The following is a 20,870-nucleotide window of genomic DNA, read 5'->3' as shown; positions in this document are numbered from 1 at the left end:
GCTTCAGATCAGCGCGCCGCGGTTCTCGCCGCGTTCATAGACGATGTTGGCGCGGCCCACCAGCAGCGTGTCGAGCGGGCCGATCTGGTCCACCTCCTTGTTGGCATAGGGCAGCTTGTGCAGCACATAGCGCAGGGCATTCAGGCGCGCGCGCTTCTTGCAGTCGGACTTGATCACGGTCCATGGCGCGTCGGCCGTGTCGGTGTGGAAGAACATCGCTTCCTTGGCCTTGGTGTAGTCGTCCCATTTGTCGAGCGAGGCGAGGTCGATCGGCGACAGCTTCCACTGCTTGAGCGGATGGGTTTCGCGTTCCTGGAAACGGCGGCGCTGCTCGGGCCGCGACACCGAGAACCAGAACTTGATCAGATGCACGCCGCTCCTGACCAGGGTGCGCTCGAACTCCGGCGTCTGGCGCATGAACTCTTCATATTCGGTGTCGCTGCAGAAGCCCATCACGCGTTCGACGCCGGCGCGGTTGTACCAGGAGCGGTCGAACATCGCGATCTCGCCGGCGGTCGGCAGGTGCTGCACGTAGCGTTGAAAGTACCATTGGCCGCGCTCGGTCTCGGAGGGCTTTTCCAGCGCCACGACATGCGCGCCGCGCGGATTCAGGTGTTCCATGAAGCGCTTGATGGTGCCGCCCTTGCCCGCCGCGTCGCGGCCCTCGAAGAGGACCACGACCTTCTGCCCGGTTTCCTTGACCCAGGCCTGCAGCTTGAGCAGCTCGACCTGCAGATGATATTTCTGCTTCTCGTAGTTCTTGCGCGTCATCAGGTGGCGGTAGGGGTAGCCGCCTTCGCGCCAGTCCGGCGCCAGCTCGTCGTCCGGATGTTCGGTGGCCGCGACTTCGCGCTGCAGCAGGGCGTCCTTGAGCGCCTCGACGTCGTCGGGCGCGGCGCCTGCGACCACCGCCTTGAGCGCCTTCGCCAGCTTTGCGCCTTCGCCGGGCCTGGCGTGGGCGACGATGTCGTGGATGGCTTCGATTTTCGAATCGCGCGCGGCGTCGCTGCGATCCTTGACGACGAAGGAGGCGATACCCTTGGCCGTGCGCGACGGCGTGATGTCACCGGACGACGGGCGGCGCGGCGCGGGCGCCGTCTTCCGTGCCGGCTTGGTCGGTTTCGGTGGCGCCTTGCGCGCTGCCGCCTTCGGCTTGGCTGCCGCCGCTATCGGTTTGCGTGGGGTGGATGCCATTCAGTTCTCCTGATTGCCGTCGAGCTGTTCCTGTATTTCCAGCCAGCGTGATTCTGCCGTCTCGATATTCTGTGTCAATAGATTTTGCCGCAGGGTCAGGTCGTCGAGCAGGTGGCTGTCGGCGCCGGCGTAGAGCGTGGGCTCGGCAAGCCGGGTTTCCAGCAGCTTGAGTTCGCTCTGCCAGCCGGCGAGCTGCTGTTCCAGCTTTTCGGCTTCCTTCTGCAGCGGTCGCCTTGCGGCGAGATTTGCCGACGCGCTCATGCCCACCTTGGCGGCCGCGGCCTTGCGCTTTTCCTCCGCGGCGGCGCTTTCCCGGCGCTGTTGGCTCTTTTCTCGCTCGGCGGATTTCTCGGCGGCGCGCGACTGGTTGAGCCAGTCGGCATAGTCGTCGAGGTCGCCGTCGAACGGCGTCACCTTGCCGTCGGCCACCAGCCACAGTTCGTCGCAGGTCGCGCGCAGCAGATGGCGGTCGTGCGAGACCAGCACCATGCCGGCTTCGGTTTCCTGCAGCGCGATGGTCAAGGCCTCGCGCATTTCGAGGTCGAGATGGTTGGTCGGTTCGTCCATCAGCAGCAGGTTGGGCGCCGTGCGGATCATCAGCGCCAGCGCCAGGCGCGTCTTCTCGCCGCCGGAAAAGCGGCCGCAGGGGGCGTCGACCATGTCGCCGCGGAAATCGAAGCCGCCGAGGTAGCTGCGCAAGTCCTGCTCGCGGGTGCGCGGCTCCTGCTTGATCATGTGCCACAGCGGCGATTCGGCTGGGCGCAATTGTTCGAGCTGGTGCTGGGCGAAGTAACCGAGCTTGAGGTTGCGGCCTTCTTCCCTGACACCGGCCAGCGGCTGCAGTTCGCCGGCCAGCAGTTTCATCAGCGTGGACTTGCCGGCGCCGTTGCGCCCGAGCAGGCCGATGCGGCTGTCGGGACGCAGCGTGAAGCGGAGCTTGTCGAAGATCGCCGTATCGCCATAACCAACTCTTGCGTCATCGACCAGCAGCAGCGGGTCAGAGAAACCGCTCGGTTCGGGAAAGCTGAAGGAGAACGGCGTGTCGATGTGGGCGGCGACGATGTCGCCCATCTTCGCCAGCATCTTGATCCGGCTCTGCGCCTGGCGCGCCTTGGAGGCCTTGGCGCGGAAGCGGTCGATGTAGCTTTGTAGGTGCGCCGCCTCGCGCTTCTGCTTGGCCGCCAGCGCCATGTCGTTGGCCAGGCGCTCGGCGCGGGCGCGTTCGCAGGCCGAGTAGTTGCCGGTGAACAACTGCATCTTGCCGGCCTCGATGGCGAGGATGTGGCTGGTGATGACATCGAGGAAATCGCGGTCATGCGAGATCAATATCAGCGTGCCGGGATAGCTCTTCAGCCAGTCCTCGAGCCAGATGATGGCGTCCAGATCGAGGTGGTTGGTCGGCTCGTCGAGCAGCAATAGATCCGAGCGGCACATCAGGGCCCGCGCCAGGTTCAGGCGCACGCGCCAGCCGCCGGAAAACTCGGCCACCGGGCGCTGGAAATCCTCATCCGAGAAACCCAGGCCGTGCATCAGGGCCGCTGCGCGCGCCGGTGCGGCATAGCCGTCGATCTCGCCGAGGCGCGAATGCAAGAGGCCGATCTGCTCGCCGGCGTGATGGTCGTCGGGGTGCTCTTCGGCGGCGACCAGATCGCGCTCGATCTGGCGCAGTTCGACGTCGCCGTCGAGCACGAAATCCAGCGCCGCGTCGGGCAGCGCCGGCGTGTCCTGGGCGACGTGGGCCAGCACCCAGCCCGGCGGTCGTTCGAGGTCGCCGCGGTCGGCGTGCAGTTCGCCGCGCAAGAGGCCGAGGAAGGACGACTTGCCGCAGCCGTTGGCGCCGGTGAGGCCGATCTTCCAACCCGGATGCAGTTGCAGCGAAGCGCCGGTGACGAGTGCCTCGCCGTTGCGTGAAAAACCCAGATCGCGGAGAAGAATCATAGTAGTCGTATCGGTGAGGCGTTTTCGGAGTGGTAGCCCGCGCGGCCATCGTAGCAGGCGGCAATGCGGGCCATGTCGGCGGCTTCGTTGCCGGAGAGACGCAGGCTGGACACCAGGCCGATTTCGCGCCGCGGATAGTCGACCATGCCGACCAGTACCGGCACCTCGGCCGCCATGGCAATGCGGTAGAAGCCGGATTTCCATCCGGCCTGCAGGCGGCGCGTGCCTTCCGTGGCGATCAGCAGCAGGAAGCGTTCGCGGCGGCGGAACTCGCCGACCATGCGTTCGACGAAGCCGGTGCGCTCGCGCCGATTCACCGGAATGCCGCCCAGCGCCCGCATCAGCGGGCCGCCGCCGTGACGAAACAGCGTGTCCTTGCCGACCCAGCGCGCGTCGAGGTCCAGCGCGGCGATGGCCAGGAGGCCGATCGGGAAATCCCAGTTCGAGGTGTGCGGATAGCCGATCACCACGGCCCTGGCCGGGCGTTGCGGCAGGTCGATCAGCTTCCAGCCCAGCAGCGTGAGCATCAGGCGGGCCGCGCCGCGCAGGAACTTCATCGGGCGCCGATCGCCAGCCGGAAGCGCTTGCGCCCCGGCAAGCGGTAGGTTTCGAAATCCTTACGGTCGAGGGTCCATACGGTGTGTATGCCGGTGCGCATCGCGGCGACCACCAGCGAGGCGTCGGCCAGATCCATCGGCCGGTCGGCATATTTCTCGATCCAGTCGATGGCGCGCACCAGTTCGTCGCGACCCAGCGGCAGCAGTTCCAGGCCGCCCTTGTCGATCCAGCGATACAGCGGCAGCGTAGCTGCGACCGAGGGCGCGAGATGCGAGAACTCGGTGAGCACGGCCCAGGTGGTTAGCAGCCGACCGCGATACGCGGTGAGGAAGGCCTTGCATTGTTCGTGGGCGTTGTCGCGCCTGTCCGCCAGCGCGACCAGCGGACCGGTGTCGACCAGAATTGAGCTCACCGTCCGTGTTTCTTGCGGATAGCGGCGACGACCCGCCCCTTGGTTCCCGCCGCCGATGATTTGCCGCGGCTGTCCACGCAACCAATGAAGCCGGCTTCCTGCGCCAGCTCGTAAGGCGTGCGCTCGGTGTCGGTGCCCATGAAGCGCTGTTCCAGCAATTCGACGATCACCTCCGACTTGGTGCGCCGGGTTTCGACGCAATACGTCGCCAGCGCCTGTTCAACGCGCAGCGGAAGGCGAACGGTGGTGGTCATGATGATGGTTCCTGGAAACGTGGTGTATTAACTGTAATACAAGCCGCACCTTGCCGCAAGCGGGCGATTCAATTCATCTTCCGCAGATGACGCAGATTTTCACAGATGAACACCATTGAATCCATCTGCGTAATCTGCGAAATCTGCGGATCAAAGCCGTTCTGCCTTCAGCCCAGCCCCTGGAAGGCCAGATATTCCTCGTAGCTGCCACGGTAGTCGATCAGGGTCCGGTCCGGCTTGATGTCGATGATGCGGGTCGCTAGCGAGGAGACGAATTCGCGGTCGTGGGAGACGAAGATCAGCGTGCCCGTGTATTTTTCCAGCGCGCTGTTGAGCGACTCGATGGATTCCATGTCGAGGTGGTTGGTCGGTTCGTCCATCAGCAGCACATTGTTCCGCAACAGCATCAGCTTGCCGAACAGCATGCGGCCCTGCTCGCCGCCGGAAATCACGTTGACCGGTTTCTTCGCCTCGTCGCCGGAGAACAGCAGCCGGCCCAGGGTGCCGCGCACCAGGGTCTCGACGTCGCCGCCCTCGTAGCCGCCGGCGCGCACCCACTGCACGATCCATTCGGTGAGCGGCGTCTTGTCGGCGAACTCGGCGGCGTGGTCCTGGGCGAAAACGCCGGGACGCGCCTTCTCCGCCCACTTGATCTTGCCGCCCAGGGGCGTCAGGCCGCCGAGCTTTTCGCCGGCCAGCAGGCGCAGCAGCGTGGTTTTGCCGACACCGTTCTCGCCGATGATGGCGACCTTGTCGCCGGCCTCGATGCTCATCGACAGCGACTTGATGATCGGCACCTTGGGTTCGTAGCCGAAACCGAGGTTCTCGATTTCGCAAGCCAGGCGGTGCAGCTTTTCCTTCTCGTCGAAATCGAAGCGGATCCACGGGTACTGGCGCGACGAGGGCTTGATGTCTTCGGGGCGGATCTTCTCGATCAGCTTGAGGCGGCTGGTGGCCTGGCGCGCCTTGGACTTGTTGGCCGAGAAGCGGCGCACGAAGCCCTGCAGGTCGGCGACGCGCTCCTTGGCCTTGGCGTTGGCCGAGACCTGGCGCTCGCGGGCGACGGTGCTGGCTTCCATGAAGTCGTCGTAATTGCCGCCGTAGACCTTGATCGTGCCGTAGTCCAGGTCGGCCATGTGGGTGCACACCTGGTTCAGGAAGTGCCGGTCGTGCGAGATGATGATCATGGTGCTCTCGCGCTCGTTGAGGATGTCCTCCAGCCAGCGGATGGTGTTGATGTCGAGGTTGTTGGTCGGCTCGTCGAGCAGCAGGATGTCCGGGTTGGCGAACAGCGCCTGGACCAGCAGCACGCGCAGCTTCCAGCCCGGCGCCACTTCGCTCATGGGGCCGGTGTGCTTTTCGATCGGGATGCCGGCGCCCAGCAGCAGTTCGCCGGCGCGCGACTCCGCGGTGTAGCCGTCATACTCGGCGAAGTGCGATTCCAGTTCCGCGGCGCGCATGTAGTCGTCCTCGGACGCCTCGGGGTTGGCGTAGATCGCGTCGCGCTCGGACATGCAGGCCCACATCTCGGCGTGGCCCATCATCACCACGTCGAGCACCCGCATTTCCTCGTAGGCGAACTGGTCCTGCTTCAGGTAGGCCATGCGCTCGCCCGGATCGAGCGAGACGTTGCCAGCCGAGGATTCCAGCGCGCCGGCCAGAATCTTCATGAAGGTGGTCTTGCCCGAGCCGTTGGCGCCGATCAGGCCGTAGCGATTGCCTTCGCCGAACTTGACCGAGACGTTCTCGAAAAGCGGCTTGGCGCCGAACTGGATGGTGACGTTTGATGCGACGAGCATGAGAGTGCAACCGGTTGATGCGCCGGGGAAATTCGGCGAGGGCCGTATTCTATCGCGGTCGGCCCCCCGGCCTCCCATTCGGGTCTATGCAGCGCAGCACATATTTGCTGCTGCGTCCCGATATGAAACTATTCCCCAACAAATTGTTGGATGTCAATCAGTTGCAGCCGGAACCCGGCGGCGGGAGGAAGACCACGTGAAGACAATTCTCAGACTTTCGGTGAACGGCAAGCCGCGCGAAGATGCGGTCGCCGACAACACCCTGTTGATCGATTACCTGCGCGATGCGCTGGGCCTGACCGGCACCAAGCAGGGTTGCGACGGCGGCGAATGCGGCGCCTGCACGGTGCTGGTGGATGGCCAGCCGCGCCTGGCTTGCAGCACGCTGGCGCGCAGCGTCGCCGGCTGCGCCATCGAAACCATCGAAGGCCTCAGCCACGAGGGCAATCTGTCGCGGCTGCAGCGTGCTTTCCACGAACATCTGGGCAGCCAGTGCGGTTTTTGCACGCCGGGCATGGTCATGGCCGCCGAAGCCCTGCTGCGCAGCAATCCGCAGCCGGATCGGGAGCAGATTCGCGCGGCGCTGGCGGGCAATCTCTGTCGCTGTACCGGCTACGTCAAGATCGTCGATTCGGTCGAGGCCGCCTGCGGCAGGGAGCACGCGCTATGAACGCGCCCGATCGCAAGCTGAAGCTGACGCCGGCGGCGAAGAAATCCGGGCGCGGCGTCGGCGCCCGCCTGCCCTTCGTCGATGGCGTCGAGAAGGTCACCGGCACGGCGCGCTACACGGCCGACCTGACGGCCAACGGTGCGCTGGTGGGCAAGATCCTGCGCAGCCCCTATGCCCACGCCGAGCTGCTGGAAGTCGATATCAGCGAAGCGCTGAAGCTGCCCGGCGTCCGCGCCATCGTCACCGGGGCGGACTGCGACGTTCCCTACGGCGTGATCCCGATCGCGCAAAACGAGTTTCCGTTGGCGCGCGGACGCATCCGCTACGTCGGCGAACCGATCGCCGCGGTGGCCGCGGTCGATGAGGTCACCGCAAACCTGGCGTTGTCGCGCATTCGCCTGCGCGTGCGCGAGCTGCCGGCCTACTTCAACGCGGTCGATGCGCGTGCCGCCGACGCGGTGCTGCTGCACGAGAACAAGCCGGGCAACATCGAGCGCGCGGTACATAACGAATTCGGCGACACCGCCGCGGGCTTCGCCGTCGCCGACCTGGTGCGCGAGGAAAACTACGACTGCGCCGAGGTCCATCACGCCATGATGGAACCCAATGCGGCGCTGGCCACCTACGAGCCCGAGCGCGGCCATCTAACGCTGTGGTCGGTGACGCAGGTGCCCTACTACGTGCATCTGACGCTGGCGCAATGCCTGAAGATGGAGGCGGCCCATATCCGCGTCATCAAACCCTTCGTCGGCGGCGGTTTCGGCCACCGTGTCGAGCCGCTCAATTTCGAAGTCATCGTCGCCCTGCTGGCGCGCGCCGCGCGCGGCACGGTGCGCCTGCTGATGACGCGCGAAGAGGCCTTCCTGACCCATCGCGGCCGGCCCGAAACGCAGATCCGGATCAAGCTCGGCCTGAAGCGTGATGGCCGCATGACCGCCTGCCAGGCGGAAGTGGTGCAGCGCGGCGGCGCCTACGGCGGCTATGGTCTGGTAACGATCCTGTATTCCGGCGCCCTGCTCAACGGCCTCTACGAACTGCCGGCGGTGAAGTACGACGGTTACCGCGTCTACTCGAATACGCCGCCCTGCGGCGCGATGCGCGGCCACGGCACGGTCAATATCCGCTTCGCCTTCGAGTCCTTGCTCGACACCATGGCCGCCGAACTCGGCCTCGACTCGATTGAAATTCGCAGGCGCAACTTGCTACGGGCGCCGACTGAAACCATCAACGGCCTCAAAGTGATGTCCTACGGCCTGGGCGACTGCCTCGACTGGGTCGAGCGCGCCAGCGGCTGGAAGGAGCGCAAGGGCAAGTTTGGCCAGACCGGCAGCACCGGCAAGGGGCTGGGCATGGCCTGCTCGCACTTCGTCAGCGGCTCGGCAAAGCCCGTGCATTTCACCGGCCAGCCTCACGCAACGATTGCCCTGCGCCTGGATTTCGATGGCGGCGTCACGATCCTGACCGGCGCCGCCGACATCGGCCAGGGCTCCTCGACCATCATTACGCAGATCGTCACCGAAGTGCTCGGCGTCGATTACCGCCGCCTGCGGCTGATCGCCAACGATTCGGCGCTGACGCCGAAGGACAACGGCTCGTATTCGTCGCGCGTCACCTTCATGGTCGGCAATGCCGCCGCCGACGCCGCGCAGAATCTGAAAAAGCTGCTGGTGGCCGCCGCCGCGCGGCGCCTGAAAGTTACCGAAGCCGAAGTCGAATGGCATGGCGAAGGCGCGGCCGTGGCGGCAGACCCCGACCGCCATATTCCTTTCGAGGACATCGCCGAAGAAGCCCTGGTCGGCGTCGGCATGCTGACCGTGAATGGCACCTTCACCTGCCCCGTCGAGTTCCAGGGCGGCAAGCAGCGCGGCGGTGCGGTGGGCTCGACCATGGGCTTCTCTTACGCCGCGCAGGCGGTCGAGGTCAGCGTCGATCTCGATCTTGGCAAGATCACCATCGACAAGGTCTGGTGCGCGATCGACTGCGGCTTCGCGATCAACCCGATGTCGGTCGAGGGCCAGGTGCAAGGCGCGATCTGGATGGGCATGGGACAGGCCATGTCCGAGGAAACGGTGTACGAGAACGGCCGCCACAAGGCCGCCAATTTCATGGACTACGGCGTGCCGACCATCATCGATTCGCCCGAAATCGAAGTGCATATCGTCGAAAGCATGGACCCCAACGGTCCCTTCGGCGCCAAGGAGGCCAGCGAAGGCCCATTGTCCGGCTTCATGTCGGCGCTGGCGGCGGCGGTCGAGGAGGCTACCGGCCACCGTTTCAGGATGCTGCCGATCACACCCGAGAAAATCTTTGCCGTGCGCCAGGAGCAGATCGCTGCCGCCGTTGCCAATGAGGTAAGCAAGTGAACTCCCTGCCCGAATTCAACTACCTGCGTCCGGCCACGGCCGCCGATGCGGTGCGTATGCATGCCGCCAACCCGGCCAGCCACTACATCGCCGGCGGCACCGACCTGATGCCCAACATCAGGCGCGGCCTGGTCACCATCGGTGCCGCCATTGACCTCGGCGCCATCACGGAACTGGCCGATATCGTCGAGCAGGCGGATACGTTGCGCATCGGCAGCGGCGTCACGCTGGCGCGTATCGCCGCGCATCCCGCGGTGCAGGCGCGTCTGCCGGCAATTGCGCAAGGCGCGCTGAGTGTCGCCGGACCGACCCACCGCGCCGGTGCCACGTTGGGCGGCAACCTCTGTCTCGACACCCGCTGCAACTACTACAACCAGAGCGAAGCCTGGCGCGCGGGCAACAACTACTGCATGAAGCGGGACGGCGAAGGCTGCCGCGTCGCCAAGAAATCCAAGCGTTGCTATGCCGCCTTCTGCGGCGACGTGGCGCCGGCGCTGATCGCGCTGGGGGCGGAGGTCGAGATCCTAGGTGCGGAAGGCGTGCGGCGGCAGACGCTGCCCGAGCTTTACCGCGACGACGGCATGAAATGGCTGACGCTGGCGTCCGGCGAATTGCTGCTCGCAGTACGGGTACCGCTCGACGACGCCTGGGTCAGCGCCTACGAAAAGGTGCGCATGCGCGGCGCCATCGACTTCCCGCTGGCCGGCGTTGCCGTCGCGCTGCGGCGCGAGAAGGGCGTGTTGACCGGGCTGCGCATCGCCTGTACTGGCGTCGCCTCGCAGCCGCTGGCGATCGACGGCCTCGATGCGGTGCTCGGCAAGCCGCTCGACGACGCGTCGCTGGCGCTCATTTCGGAGCAGGCCGATCTCGCCAACCGGTCGATGAAGACCACGCTGGTCGACGTGCTCTACCGCCGCGGCGTCAGCTTGGTGCTGGCCAAACGCCTGACACAGCGGCTCTGGGACGCGGCGGCCTGATTTCCCCAGGCGCCACGCCGGCAGAAGTTGGCGCTGGCGCTACGGCGAATTCAGCCGATGACAACCCGGACGACCATTCTCCGGTACTCGGGCCCGAGTCGACTATGTCTCCGGCTTGGGCAGGGAATTCGCTGCGGAACATATCGCGGCCCATTCTTGGTCCGCGAACACTCGCTACCGGGTGTGAAACGCCTTGCCCTCTGGGCCTTCGAGCGAGAAGGTTCCGCCGGCGCCCCCGATCACGTCGATGATGAACTGGGTATGCCTCCAGTATTCATACTGCGACTTGCCGATGTAGAAGGGGCAACCGCCGAAGTCGCCGAGATACTCGTCCCCCGCGCCGATGGTCAGCTCGTCCGGCAGGTAGCAGTTGGCGGCGCTGTTGTCGCAGCAGCCGCCGGACTGGTGGAACATCGGCGGCCCGTGTTTCTGCTTGAGGAACTCGATGAGTTCGATGGCCGCTGCGGTGGCGATGACTTTTTCAACCAAGTCTTCTCCGCAAGTAAAAGGGGGCGCCAATGAAAAACTTGTACGCAGACATGTTGAAACCGATGGATGTAGGAGCGAGCTTGCTCGCGACAACGGCTTATCGCGAGCAAGCTCGCTCCTACGGGGGATGCGCCTTTTCCGTGCTGATTGACTACTAGCTGCCCCCAGGGTGGCACTCGCCGAACAGCGAGCTCAGGATCAGAAGAAGCCGAGTTTCTGCTCGCTATAGCTGACCAGCAGGTTCTTGGTCTGCTGGTAGTTGTCGAGCGCCGCCTTGTGGTTTTCGCGGCCGATGCCGGATTCCTTGTAGCCGCCGAAGTTGGCGTGGGCCGGGTAGGCGTGGTAGCAGTTGGTCCACACGCGGCCGGCCTTGATGGCGCGGCCCATGCGGTAGGCGACGTTGCCGTTGCGGCTCCAGACGCCGGCGCCGAGGCCGTAGAGCGTGTCGTTGGCGATGGCCAGGGCGTCGGCTTCGTCCTTGAAGGTGGTCACGGCCAGCACCGGGCCGAAGATTTCTTCCTGGAAGATGCGCATTTTGTTGTGGCCCTTGAACACCGTCGGCTGCACGTAATAGCCGTCGCCCAGTTCGCCGGCGACGTGCGCCTGACCGCCGCCGATCAGCACTTGGGCGCCTTCCTGCTTGCCCAGGTCGAGGTAGGAGAGGATCTTGGTCAGTTGCTCCCTGGAGGCCTGGGCGCCGAGCATGGTGTCGGTGTCGAGCGGATTGCCCTGCTTGATGGCCTTGATGCGGGCCAGGCAGCGTTCCATGAACTTGTCGTAGATGGATTCCTGGATCAGCGCGCGCGAGGGGCAGGTGCAGACCTCGCCCTGGTTGAAGGCGAACAGCACCAGGCCCTCGATGGCCTTGTCGAGGAAGCCGTCATCCTGGTCCATGACATCGGCAAAGAAGACGTTGGGCGACTTGCCGCCAAGTTCCAGCGTCGCCGGGATCAGGTTGTTGGCGGCCGCCTGGGCGATGACCCGACCCGTGCTGGTGGAGCCGGTGAAGGCGATCTTGGCGATGCGCTTGCTGGTGGCCAGCGGCAGGCCGGCTTCGCGGCCATAGCCGTTGACGATGTTGAGCACGCCGGGCGGCAGCAGGTCGGCGATCAACTCGGCCACCAGCAGGATGCCGATCGGGGTCGACTCGGCCGGTTTGAGCACCACGCAGTTGCCGGCGCCCAGCGCGGGGCCGAGCTTCCAGGCGGCCATCAGGATCGGGAAATTCCACGGAATGATCTGGCCGACAACGCCGAGCGGCTCCTGGAAGTGGTAGGCGACGGTGTTTTCGTCGAGGTCGCTGATGCCGCCTTCCTGGGCGCGCACGCAGCCGGCGAAATAGCGGAAATGATCGACGGCGAGCGGAATGTCGGCATTCAGCGTTTCGCGGATCGGCTTGCCGTTATCCACCGTCTCGGCGTAGGCCAGCATTTCCAGGTTGGCCTCGATGCGGTCGGCGATCTTGAGCAGGACGTTGGAGCGCTCGGTGGGCGAGGTCTTGCCCCACTTGTCGGCGGCGTGCGCGGCGTCGAGCGCCAGTTCGATGTCCTCGGCGCTGGAGCGTGCGACCTTGGTATATGGCCTGCCGTTGATCGGGGAAATGACATCGAAGTATTGACCCTTGACCGGGGCGACCCACTTGCCACCGATGAAGTTGTCGTAGCGGGACTGATAGGCGATCTTGGCACCGGCGGTACCGGGGGCTGCGTAGAGCATTTTGTTTCCTCCAATGTTTACGATTGATGTATGCGTTTCCCTTGCGGGTCACTGTTGCTATCAAGCGCCATGCCAGCATCGATCGACGATGACAGCCCATTGATTCAATGAGTTTTCGGAGAAGACCTCCGCGCCCGCGGCAATCCGCGCCATGTTCCACGTCGGGACAGCTGTCAAGAAACATGACAGGTGGACATGTGGTCGCCGGCGACCTATTGCGCCGGGCCGTTTCCATTCGCTAAGCTGAAACGATCGGGCAACGACCCGAGGAGGAGATTCAATGCGAACATCATTGCCCGTGCCGGCCTTGCGCCAGGCGCGCGATCATCTGCTGGAACACGGTGACTGCCTTCCCGGCGCAATCGACGAAAGGATCGCCCGTTCGTGGCGACGCAGTCTGGATGCGGGCCTCGCGCCTGCCGGCGGCCTGGCCGACGCAGCCCATGCCTGTGCCGGCGACGTGAGCCATCTTCTGGCCCGCAACCATGATTTGCTCGCCCACTCGCGCCCGGTAATGGAACATCTTTTCGAGCAAGTCCGCCATACCCAGAGCATGGTCATTCTTGCCGACAGGCTGGGCACGCTGATGCACACGCTGGGCGATCCCGATTTTCTGTGCAAGGCCGAGCGCGTGGCATTGAAGTGCGGCGCGTCCTGGCACGAGCAGCACCGCGGTACCAATGCCATCGGCACGGCGCTGGCGGAAGCCCGCGGCGTCGAGATTCACGGCGCCGAGCATTTCCTCGAACGCAACGGTTTCCTCACCTGCGCCGCGGCACCGATCATGTCGGCCCGCGGTGAGCTGGCCGGCATTCTGGACATTTCCGGCGACCAGCGCGGTCGCCATCCGCATACCCGCGGCCTGGTCGGCATGGCCGCGCGCATGATCGAGAACCGCCTGCTCATCGCCAGTTGCCAGCAAAACATCCGCCTGCACCTGCATCCGCAAGCCGAAGGCATCGGCAGCATCGCGGAAGGCATCATCGTCCTGGCGCCCGACGGCTGGATCGTCGGCGCGAACCGCAGCGGCCTCGAACTGCTGCGCCTTGCGTCGTCCGACCTGGGGACCACGCCGCTGGCCCGTGTCTTCGACCTTAGCCTCGACCAGTTGATGGCGCGCGCCAGGGATTGTCACCGACTGCCGATGCAGGTATGCCTGCACGACGGTACGAAGCTTTTCGCGCAAGTCCATGCCGAACCTGCAGCACCGAGGGGCGCGCCGCCTCCGGCCGGCCGCGATGTCGTCGTGGACGACGCCCTGGCCAGGCTGGATACCGGTGATTTGCGCTGGCGCAGCGCGGCCGACAAGGCCCGCCGCGTATCCGGGAAGCCCATCCCCTTGCTGATCCAGGGTGAATCGGGCGTCGGCAAGGAGCTGTTCGCCCGCGCCACGCACGACAGCGGCCCGCGTCGCGGCGGAGCTTTCGTCGCCATCAATTGCGCCGCCGTGCCGGAAAACCTGATTGAAGCCGAGCTGTTCGGTTATGCGACCGGGGCCTACACCGGCGCCCGCCGCGAAGGCAGCCCCGGCCGGATGCGCGAAGCTCATGGCGGTACGCTGTTTCTGGATGAGATCGGCGACATGCCTCTGGCCATGCAGTCCCGCCTGTTGCGCGTGCTGCAGGAGCGGCAGGTCACGCCGCTAGGTGGCGGACGGGCGGTGGATGTCGATTTTGCGCTGATCTGCGCCAGCCATCGCAATCTGCGCCAGGCGGCTGAGCAGGGAAGTTTCCGCAGCGATCTCTATTACCGTATCAACGGCCTGACGCTAAGCCTGCCGGCCTTGCGCGAGCGCAGCGATTTTTTGGTGCTGACGCGGCGCCTCCTGAGCAGCTTCAATCCCGAGCGCGGGATCGAGCTTGCTCCCGAACTGCTGTTGCGGTTTTGCCAGCACGGCTGGCCCGGCAACCTGCGTCAGTACGCCAACGTCTTGAGAACTGCCAGCGCCATGCTCGATCCGCATGAAGAATGCATCGACTGGCAACATCTGCCCGACGATCTGGCCGAGGCACTGCTCGTCGCCCCGCCGCAGAATACCGAGGCCGCCGTACAGGCAGCCCCGCAGCGGATGACGGAAAACCTCAAGGAGCTTTCCCGTTCTGCGGTGCGGCAGGCGCTGGAGGGCAGTCGCGGCAATATCTCCGAAGCGGCGCGGCGTCTGGGCATCAGCCGCCAGACCTTGTACCGCAAGCTGAACGGCTGAAGCACTATTTGACAGCTGCGCGGCTGAAAGTTGGCGCTGGCGGCACGGCGATAACGCCAGCGCCGCGCTTGCGTCAGTGTCTGGCGTTGGGGAAGAACAGTTGCTCGCCGCCGATCTTGTAGTCGGCGATGGCCTTCTGGCCCTCGGCCGAGACTACCCAGTCGATGAACTTCTGGCCGTCGGCCTGCTTGACGTGCGGGTGTTTGGCGGGATTGACCAGGATCACGCCGTACTGGTTGAAGAGTTTGGTGTCGCCTTCGACCACGATGCCCAGGTCGCCGCGATTCTTGAACGACAGCCAGGTGCCGCGGTCGGCGAGGATGTAGGCGTTCATCGAGGCCGCGGTGTTGAGCGCCGGGCCCATGCCGGAGCCGGTGTCGCGGTACCAGGCGCCTTTCTTCGCGGCGAGGTCTACGCCGGCCGCTTTCCAGTAGCGCAGTTCGGCGGCGTGGGTGCCGCTCTTGTCGCCGCGCGAGACAAAGGGCGCCTTGGCGATCTCGATGCGGCGCAGGCCTTCGAGAATATCCTTGCCCGCGGCCTTGGCCGGGTCGGCTTTCGGCCCAATCACGACGAAGTCGTTGTACATGACTTCCTGGCGTTTGACGCCATAGCCTTCGGTAATGAATTTCTCCTCGGCGGCCTTGTCATGGACGAAAACCACGTCGGCATCGCCGCGCCGCGCCATGTCGAGTGCCTGGCCGGTGCCCAGTGCGACGACGCGCACCTTGATGCCATGGGCTTTCTCGAAGATCGGCAGCAGGTGGCCGAACAGGCCCGACTGCTCGGTCGAGGTGGTCGATGAGACGGTGATGAAGCGTTCCTGGGCATGGCTCGCGGTGGCAGCCAGCAGGCCGCAGGCGGCGAGGGTGGAACAGAACAAACGACGGGTGATCATGGCATTTCCTCCTGGAGAAAGTCTTGCGCCGCAGCGGTGCGCGGCAGTTTGAAAAATTCGGTGACCGGGGTCTGTTCGGCGATGCGGCCGCGGTCGATGAAAACGATTTCCTCGGCGATACGCCGCGCCTGCCCGAGGTTGTGGGTGGTCATCAGGATGCGCGCGCCGCTCCCGGCGATTTCATTGATGATGCGTTCCACCTCGCGGCTGCTGGCCGGATCGAGGCTGGCGGTGGGTTCGTCGAGAATCAGCAGTTCGGGCTCCAGCGCCCAGACGCGCGCCAGCGCGACGCGCTGCTGCTCGCCGCCGGAGAGCAGGCGCGCCGGACGTTTTGCCAGATGTTCCAGTCCGACGTGGGCCAGCGCCTGCCGCGCGCGCCGTTCGCATTCGTTCGCCGCGTGACCCTTGAGTTTGAGGCCGTAGACCACATTGGCCAGCGCCGTGGTGCGCAGCATCACCGGGCGCTGGAAGACCATGGCCTGCGACAGCGGCCGCGCCCAGTGCAGTGCGCCGCCGCTCGGATGCAGCAGGCCATGGATCAGGCGCAGCAGCGTGCTCTTGCCGGCGCCGTTGGGGCCGAGCACGACGGTGCGCTGCGCGCCCAGCGCCAGCGAAACGTCGTCGATGATCCGCGTGCCGCCTTCGGTGAGGCCGAGCATATCTATCGTCAGCCAGGTGCTCATGCGAGCTCCGTCCCACGGCAGGCTTTGCACAGCCTGCCGGTTCGGCCGGCACGGAGCAGTGCTCCGCGAAATCCCGGCCTTTTTCCACGGCAGGCTTTGCACAGCCTGCCGGTTCGGCCGGCACGAAGCAGTGCTTCGCGAAACCCCGGCCTCACCCCCAGTGCCTTTCCGCCCAGCCGCGTAGCGCATAGGCCACGGCGTTGATCGCCAGCACCACGGCAATCAGGATGAAGCCCAGGGCCAGCGCCAGCGGCAGGTCGCCCTTGCTGGTTTCGAGCGCAATCGTGGTGGTCATCACCCGCGTCACGCCGTCGATGTTGCCACCGACGATCATCACCGCGCCGACCTCGGCAATGGCGCGGCCGAAGCCGGCCAGCGCCGCGGTCGACAGCGAAAAGCGGCCGTCCCAGAGCAGGGTGGCGGCGGCGCGGCTGCGGCTGGCGCCGAGCGAACGCAGTTGCTCGCGGTACTCGCTCCACTCGTCGGCGATCACCTGCCGCGTCAGGGCCGCGACGATGGGCGTCACCAGCACCGCCTGGGCAATGATCATCGCCTCCGGCGAGAACAGCAGGCCGAATTGACCCAACGGCCCGGCGCGCGACAGCAGCAGATAGACCAGCAGGCCGACCACTACCGGCGGCAGGCCCATGAGGCCGTTGAACAGCACGATCAGCACGCGCCGCCCCGGAAAGCGGCCTACCGCCAGCAAAGCGCCGATCGGCATGCCGACGACGCAGGCGACCAGCGTGGCGACCAGGCTGACGCGCAGGCTGAGCCAGACGATGGCGGACAGGCGTGCGTCGCTGACGGCGAGCAGTTGCCAGGCGGTGAGAAAGGCGTCGTTGAATTCGGTCATGGATGTCTGGGCTCCATATGCACGAAGCTGCATAAGGAGCCGGGAGGTTAAAGTACGTCTGCAAAGGATCAAATATGTCTTCATCTGCAACAAGAAATCATGGCGTCGCTCCCCGTTTGCGCTGGTCCTGGGATTTCGGGCCGCTGCTCGGCGACATCGACACGTCGCGTCTGCTCTCGCTGCTGACGGCACTGGGCGAAGGCGGCGCATTGGGCGCGGCGGCGGCGAGCGCCGGCATGTCCTATCGTTCGGCCTGGGGCTTGTTGCGGCGCTGCGAGGAGGCGTTGGGGGTGGCTCTGGTGATCATGGAACGCGGGCGCGGAACGCGGCTGTCCGAGCTGGGCGAATCCATCGTGCAGCTCGACGCCGCCGCGCGCCTGACCCTGGGTGTGGCGCACGCCCCCTGGGAGCGCCGCCTGAGGGACTTGCTGGCGCCCGTGGTGCGTGCCGTTCCCGAGCGCTTGCGGGTGGCCGCGAGCCATGACCTGGCCCTGGCCGACTGGATCGAACATGGACGCGGCATCAGCTTCGACTTGTTCTGGCGCGGCAGCGACGAGGCGCTGGCGGGGCTGGGGCGCGACGAGTGCGACATCGTCGGCTTCCATGTGCCGGAGGCGTGGGCGGTGGATCAGTTGGTCGGCTCGCTCGGCCGCTGGCTCAAGCCCTCCGTCCATGTCTGCCTGCCCCTGATGCGCCGCTGCCAGGGCCTGATCGTGGCGCGCGGCAATCCGCACCGGCTGGCCAGCCTGGCCGACGTATCGCGACGCGGGCTGCGCATGGTGAATCGCCAGCGCGGCTCGGGCACGCGCAGCCTGATCGACCAGCTGCTGGCGGCCAATGGCCTGCAGCCGGAAAGCATGGACGGCTATGCCCACGAGGAATTCACCCACGAGGCGATCGCCGCGACGGTGGCTGCGGGTCAGGCCGATGTCGGCTTCGGCATCGAGGCGGCGGCGATGCGTTACGACCTCGGTTTCGTGCCGCTGGTATGGGAGCGCTACGGCTTTGTCATGCGCAAGACAACAGCCGCCAGCGTCGAGGGCAAGGCGTTCATCGCGCGCCTCTCGGGCAACACCTTCCGCCAGCGCCTGATAGCGATGCCCGGCTACGAGCCGCTGCCGCTACGCGCGCCGGGCGCCTGGGCGGAATTCCTCGTCGCGTGAATCAGTTCCCCGCCCGCTACCAGAGCGGCGACGGATTGCGCGCCGCGAGGATGTCGTCGAAGCGCACCCGCAGGGCTTCGTTGATGCGGCGGTGCGGAATCACATAGAAGCGTTCCTCGGCGACGGCGGCGAACACCGCGTCGGCCATGTCGTCCGCGCTCAGGCGGCCGGCTTCCAGCGCACTGGCGATGCGCGCTTCATGGGCGCGCGACAACTCGCCGGCGGCCGAAGTGGCGCCGTAGCGGGCGGGACGGTTGCGCAGGGCGGCGTTGATGCCGGTCTTGACCCAGGCCGGGCAGAGCACCGATACACCGACCCGGCTGCCTTCGGCACGCAGCTCGTGGTACAGGGTTTCCGACAGGGTGACGATGCCGTGCTTGCTGACGTTGTAGGCGGCCGAGGCCGGCGTCGACAGCAGGCCCGCGGCGGACGCCGTGTTGACGATGTGGCTCGCGTCGGCCTGCGCCGCCATGCGCGGCAGGAAGTGGTTGATGCCGTGGATCGTGCTCCACAGGTTGGCGCCCAGCACCCATTCCCAGTCGGCGCGGCTGGTCTCCCGCACCAGCCGCGTCAATGCCACACCGGCGTTGTTGCACAACAGATGCACGGCGCCGAAGCGCTCGAAAGCGGCATCGGCCAGCGCGGCGACGGTGGCTTCCAGGCTCAGGTCGCCGACCTGGGTCAGGACGCGCTCCGGCGGCAGGCCGAGGGTCGCGACGGCCGCGTCCAGGCGCGGCGCCTCGATGTCGGCCAGCATCAGTTTCATGCCCAGGCCGGCGGCACGCCGGGCCAGCGCCAGGCCGATGCCGCTGGCGGCGCCGGTGATCACGACCGTGCGGCCCTTGAAGTGCTTCATGCCGATGCTCCCGTTTGCTCGCGCAGCAGGCGGCGCAATATCTTGCCGTTGGCATTCTTCGGCAGCTCCTCGACGAACTCGACCACGCGCGGCACCTTGTAGGCCGCCAGGCGTTCGCGGCACCAGGCGACGATGTCCTCGCGTCCGGCGCGCAGGCCCGGGCGCAAGCTGAGCACGGCCTTCACGGTCTCTCCGCGGTAGGCGTCGCCGATGCCGACCACGGCCGCCTCGCGTACCGCCGGATGGGCATACAGCACGTCTTCCACTTCGCGCGGCCAGACCTTGTAGCCGGCGGCGTTGATCAGGTCTTTCTTGCGGTCAACGATGTAGAACCAGCCGTTGACGTCCATGAAGCCGATGTCGCCGGTGCGCAGGCCGTCATGCCGCATGCATTGCGCCGTCTCGGCCGGCTGGCCCCAGTAGCCGGCGGCCACCATCGGTGCGTCGATGACGATTTCGCCGATCTCGTCGTGGCCGAGGCGGGCGCCGCCCTCGCCCTCGATCCAGACGTCCACCCCGCTGATCGGGATGCCTACCGACATGGCGCCGGATACCGGGTCCACGCGGCCACCCGAGTCGCGCGGCATGATGATGACGCCGGAGGACGACTCGGTCAGGCCGTAGCCGTTGAGGATGCGCCAGCCGAGTTTTTGTTCCACCTGCACGGCGACGCTGGGCGGCACCGGCGCGCCGCCGGAGGTCACCGTGCGCAGGCTGGACAGGCGCGCGGCGTCGATCCCGGGCTGGTTCATCAGCGCGATGTAGGCGGTGATGGCGTTGGCGGTGCAGCGCGGCCGGTGCTCGGCGATGGCGTCCAGCACTACCCCCGGTTCGAAGCGGTAGCAAAGCACCAGCGGCGCCGCCAGCGCCCAGGCCAAGGTCATGTGACCGACGAGGCCGGTGATGTGGAACAGCGGCGCCGCGGCAAGGATGGAATCACCTTGCTCCAGCGCATACCAGGCGCGGTGGGCGGCGGTGATGCGGGCAATGTTGTCGTGGCTGATGCAGGCCCCCTTGGGCTGGCCGGTGGTGCCCGAGGTGTAGACGATGAAGGCCACATCGCCTGGCGACGGCGTGCGCATGGTCGGCGTTTGGCCGAGGCAGGATTGGAGTACGGCCATCAGGTCGCGACTCGCATCCGCCGGCCGCGCCGCAAGCTGCCCGAAAATGCGCGGATCGTCGCGCGACTGCAAATCGCGTGCGGACGTGGTGAGCACGATAGTCGGCCGCCAGCTGCCCTGCGGCAAGCGCGCCAGCACCTCGTCATGCAGGCTGTCGAGGCAGATCAGCGCCTTTGGCGTAGCGTCGTCGAGCAACTTGGCCAGCTCGAATTCGCGGTTCATCGGGTTGATGGTGGCGACGATGCCGCCCAGCTTCCATGCCGCCAGCGTGGCGACGAGGAAAGCGGGCTGGTTCTGCAGGTAGACGGCGAGCCGGTCGCCGGCGGCGAAACCGCGGCGTGCCAGTGCCACCGCCAGGGCGTCGCTCAGGCGCTCGAGTTCGCCGTAGCTCAGGTGCCGGTCGAAGTAGCACACGGCGTCACGCCCGGGCGCGGTGGCGACGGCGGCGCGGAACAGGCTCAGGCCGTCGGCCTGGAGCGGATGGACGACGGCCGGCACGTCCGCCGGGTAATGGACCAGCCAGGGTTGCAGGGGCGACATGGAATCGGCTCTCCGGAGCGTTGGGTTCGAGAGGGCGACTGTAGAGAAGCATCCCGTCGCGTCCTGTAGGACATTTCCGAAAGCCGTGTAGGACATTTCCGAAGTCGCCGCCGGCGTGATCATGGGCGCGCCGCCCTGCCTAGAATCCAATCCGCGTCACCCATTCCAATACAGGAGGAGCCC

18 protein-coding genes are annotated in these 20,870 nt (G+C 66.1%); 5 read left to right on the top strand and 13 right to left on the bottom strand.

Annotated elements, in window-relative coordinates:
• Positions 1-3: 3 nt before the first annotated feature.
• From ppk2 to RMO95_RS15365, 6 genes are all read right to left on the bottom strand, one after another.
• Complete coding sequence (gene ppk2 / locus RMO95_RS15390) at positions 4-1,194, bottom strand: polyphosphate kinase 2 (RefSeq protein ID WP_310451524.1); 1,191 nt, start codon at positions 1,192-1,194, stop codon at positions 4-6.
• Positions 1,195-3,132, bottom strand: a complete 1,938-nt coding sequence (locus RMO95_RS15385) for an ATP-binding cassette domain-containing protein (RefSeq protein WP_310451523.1) — start codon at positions 3,130-3,132, stop codon at positions 1,195-1,197.
• Positions 3,129-3,689: a lysophospholipid acyltransferase family protein gene (locus tag RMO95_RS15380; protein ID WP_310451522.1), complete on the bottom strand. Its 561-nt coding sequence runs from the start codon at positions 3,687-3,689 to the stop codon at positions 3,129-3,131. Before RMO95_RS15380 ends, RMO95_RS15385 begins: the two co-directional genes overlap by 4 nt.
• Positions 3,686-4,102 carry a type II toxin-antitoxin system VapC family toxin gene (locus tag RMO95_RS15375; protein ID WP_310451521.1) on the bottom strand — a complete coding sequence of 139 codons (417 nt, stop codon included), beginning with the start codon at positions 4,100-4,102 and terminating at the stop codon, positions 3,686-3,688. Before RMO95_RS15375 ends, RMO95_RS15380 begins: the two co-directional genes overlap by 4 nt.
• Positions 4,099-4,356 carry a hypothetical protein gene (locus tag RMO95_RS15370; RefSeq protein WP_310451520.1) on the bottom strand — a complete coding sequence of 86 codons (258 nt, stop codon included), beginning with the start codon at positions 4,354-4,356 and terminating at the stop codon, positions 4,099-4,101. The genes RMO95_RS15375 and RMO95_RS15370 overlap by 4 nt, the downstream gene beginning before the upstream one ends.
• Before the next feature lie 167 nt (positions 4,357-4,523).
• Positions 4,524-6,155: an ABC-F family ATPase gene (locus tag RMO95_RS15365; protein ID WP_310451519.1), complete on the bottom strand. Its 1,632-nt coding sequence runs from the start codon at positions 6,153-6,155 to the stop codon at positions 4,524-4,526.
• A gap of 196 nt (positions 6,156-6,351) precedes the next feature.
• Here RMO95_RS15365 and hcrC point away from each other — a divergent pair, with 196 nt between their 5' ends.
• From hcrC to hcrB, 3 genes are read left to right on the top strand one after another with little or no spacing between them, the layout of a single operon-like run.
• Positions 6,352-6,825 (top strand): 4-hydroxybenzoyl-CoA reductase subunit gamma, encoded by a 474-nt coding sequence (gene hcrC / locus RMO95_RS15360; protein ID WP_310451518.1) that lies wholly within the window; start codon positions 6,352-6,354, stop codon positions 6,823-6,825.
• Positions 6,822-9,188: a 4-hydroxybenzoyl-CoA reductase subunit alpha gene (gene hcrA / locus RMO95_RS15355; RefSeq protein WP_310451517.1), complete on the top strand. Its 2,367-nt coding sequence runs from the start codon at positions 6,822-6,824 to the stop codon at positions 9,186-9,188. Before hcrC ends, hcrA begins: the two co-directional genes overlap by 4 nt.
• On the top strand, positions 9,185-10,165 hold the full coding sequence (hcrB, locus tag RMO95_RS15350) for a 4-hydroxybenzoyl-CoA reductase subunit beta (protein ID WP_310451516.1): 981 nt from the start codon (positions 9,185-9,187) through the stop codon (positions 10,163-10,165). The genes hcrA and hcrB overlap by 4 nt, the downstream gene beginning before the upstream one ends.
• Before the next feature lie 174 nt (positions 10,166-10,339).
• Here the strand turns inward: hcrB and RMO95_RS15345 are convergent, their stop codons facing one another.
• Positions 10,340-10,654 (bottom strand): DUF779 domain-containing protein, encoded by a 315-nt coding sequence (locus RMO95_RS15345; protein ID WP_310451515.1) that lies wholly within the window; start codon positions 10,652-10,654, stop codon positions 10,340-10,342.
• A 198-nt stretch (positions 10,655-10,852) separates the two neighbouring features.
• Positions 10,853-12,370: an aldehyde dehydrogenase family protein gene (locus RMO95_RS15340; protein WP_310451514.1), complete on the bottom strand. Its 1,518-nt coding sequence runs from the start codon at positions 12,368-12,370 to the stop codon at positions 10,853-10,855.
• Between the two features lie 280 nt (positions 12,371-12,650).
• Between RMO95_RS15340 and RMO95_RS15335 the strand changes: the two genes are divergently transcribed.
• The gene (locus RMO95_RS15335; RefSeq protein ID WP_310451513.1) at positions 12,651-14,573 is read left to right on the top strand and encodes a sigma-54-dependent Fis family transcriptional regulator; all 1,923 of its coding nucleotides are present in this window, start codon (positions 12,651-12,653) and stop codon (positions 14,571-14,573) included.
• Between the two features lie 73 nt (positions 14,574-14,646).
• On the opposite strand, the gene RMO95_RS15330 is transcribed toward RMO95_RS15335, so the two are convergent.
• From RMO95_RS15330 to RMO95_RS15320, 3 genes are all read right to left on the bottom strand, one after another.
• Positions 14,647-15,468 (bottom strand): extracellular solute-binding protein, encoded by an 822-nt coding sequence (locus RMO95_RS15330; RefSeq protein ID WP_310451512.1) that lies wholly within the window; start codon positions 15,466-15,468, stop codon positions 14,647-14,649.
• Positions 15,465-16,151, bottom strand: coding sequence for an energy-coupling factor ABC transporter ATP-binding protein (locus tag RMO95_RS15325; RefSeq protein ID WP_310451511.1), 687 nt, complete (start codon positions 16,149-16,151; stop codon positions 15,465-15,467). Before RMO95_RS15325 ends, RMO95_RS15330 begins: the two co-directional genes overlap by 4 nt.
• Before the next feature lie 151 nt (positions 16,152-16,302).
• Positions 16,303-17,007 (bottom strand): ABC transporter permease, encoded by a 705-nt coding sequence (locus RMO95_RS15320; RefSeq protein ID WP_310451510.1) that lies wholly within the window; start codon positions 17,005-17,007, stop codon positions 16,303-16,305.
• A gap of 74 nt (positions 17,008-17,081) precedes the next feature.
• Here RMO95_RS15320 and RMO95_RS15315 point away from each other — a divergent pair, with 74 nt between their 5' ends.
• Entirely contained in the window at positions 17,082-18,170 is a 1,089-nt protein-coding gene (locus RMO95_RS15315) for a substrate-binding domain-containing protein (RefSeq protein ID WP_310451509.1), read from the top strand.
• Positions 18,171-18,186: 16 nt separating this feature from the next.
• Here RMO95_RS15315 and RMO95_RS15310 read toward each other — a convergent pair whose 3' ends face one another.
• Both RMO95_RS15310 and RMO95_RS15305 read right to left on the bottom strand, forming a co-directional pair.
• Positions 18,187-19,026 (bottom strand): SDR family NAD(P)-dependent oxidoreductase, encoded by an 840-nt coding sequence (locus RMO95_RS15310; RefSeq protein WP_310451508.1) that lies wholly within the window; start codon positions 19,024-19,026, stop codon positions 18,187-18,189.
• Positions 19,023-20,687, bottom strand: a complete 1,665-nt coding sequence (locus RMO95_RS15305) for an AMP-binding protein (protein WP_310451507.1) — start codon at positions 20,685-20,687, stop codon at positions 19,023-19,025. The genes RMO95_RS15310 and RMO95_RS15305 overlap by 4 nt, the downstream gene beginning before the upstream one ends.
• Positions 20,688-20,870 lie beyond the last annotated feature (183 nt).

It is taken from the genome of Sulfuritalea sp., from assembly GCF_031426875.1.
In the GTDB taxonomy this organism is placed as follows: domain Bacteria; phylum Pseudomonadota; class Gammaproteobacteria; order Burkholderiales; family Rhodocyclaceae; genus Sulfuritalea.
This window is presented reverse-complemented; position numbering and strand designations above follow the sequence as displayed.

Excerpts from the sequence above, each read along its gene's own strand:
- RMO95_RS15315 (WP_310451509.1), top strand. The coding sequence starts at position 17,082 with ATGTCTTCATCTGCAACAAGAAATCATGGCGTCGCTCCCCGTTTGCGC.
- RMO95_RS15325 (WP_310451511.1), bottom strand. The coding sequence starts at position 16,151 with ATGAGCACCTGGCTGACGATAGATATGCTCGGCCTCACCGAAGGCGGC.
- RMO95_RS15340 (WP_310451514.1), bottom strand. The coding sequence starts at position 12,370 with ATGCTCTACGCAGCCCCCGGTACCGCCGGTGCCAAGATCGCCTATCAG.
- hcrA (WP_310451517.1), top strand. The coding sequence starts at position 6,822 with ATGAACGCGCCCGATCGCAAGCTGAAGCTGACGCCGGCGGCGAAGAAA.
- RMO95_RS15310 (WP_310451508.1), bottom strand. The coding sequence starts at position 19,026 with ATGAAGCACTTCAAGGGCCGCACGGTCGTGATCACCGGCGCCGCCAGC.
- RMO95_RS15320 (WP_310451510.1), bottom strand. The coding sequence starts at position 17,007 with ATGACCGAATTCAACGACGCCTTTCTCACCGCCTGGCAACTGCTCGCC.
- ppk2 (WP_310451524.1), bottom strand. The coding sequence starts at position 1,194 with ATGGCATCCACCCCACGCAAACCGATAGCGGCGGCAGCCAAGCCGAAG.
- RMO95_RS15335 (WP_310451513.1), top strand. The coding sequence starts at position 12,651 with ATGCGAACATCATTGCCCGTGCCGGCCTTGCGCCAGGCGCGCGATCAT.
- RMO95_RS15330 (WP_310451512.1), bottom strand. The coding sequence starts at position 15,468 with ATGATCACCCGTCGTTTGTTCTGTTCCACCCTCGCCGCCTGCGGCCTG.
- RMO95_RS15380 (WP_310451522.1), bottom strand. The coding sequence starts at position 3,689 with ATGAAGTTCCTGCGCGGCGCGGCCCGCCTGATGCTCACGCTGCTGGGC.
- RMO95_RS15370 (WP_310451520.1), bottom strand. The coding sequence starts at position 4,356 with ATGACCACCACCGTTCGCCTTCCGCTGCGCGTTGAACAGGCGCTGGCG.
- RMO95_RS15385 (WP_310451523.1), bottom strand. The coding sequence starts at position 3,132 with ATGATTCTTCTCCGCGATCTGGGTTTTTCACGCAACGGCGAGGCACTC.
- RMO95_RS15365 (WP_310451519.1), bottom strand. The coding sequence starts at position 6,155 with ATGCTCGTCGCATCAAACGTCACCATCCAGTTCGGCGCCAAGCCGCTT.
- RMO95_RS15305 (WP_310451507.1), bottom strand. The coding sequence starts at position 20,687 with ATGTCGCCCCTGCAACCCTGGCTGGTCCATTACCCGGCGGACGTGCCG.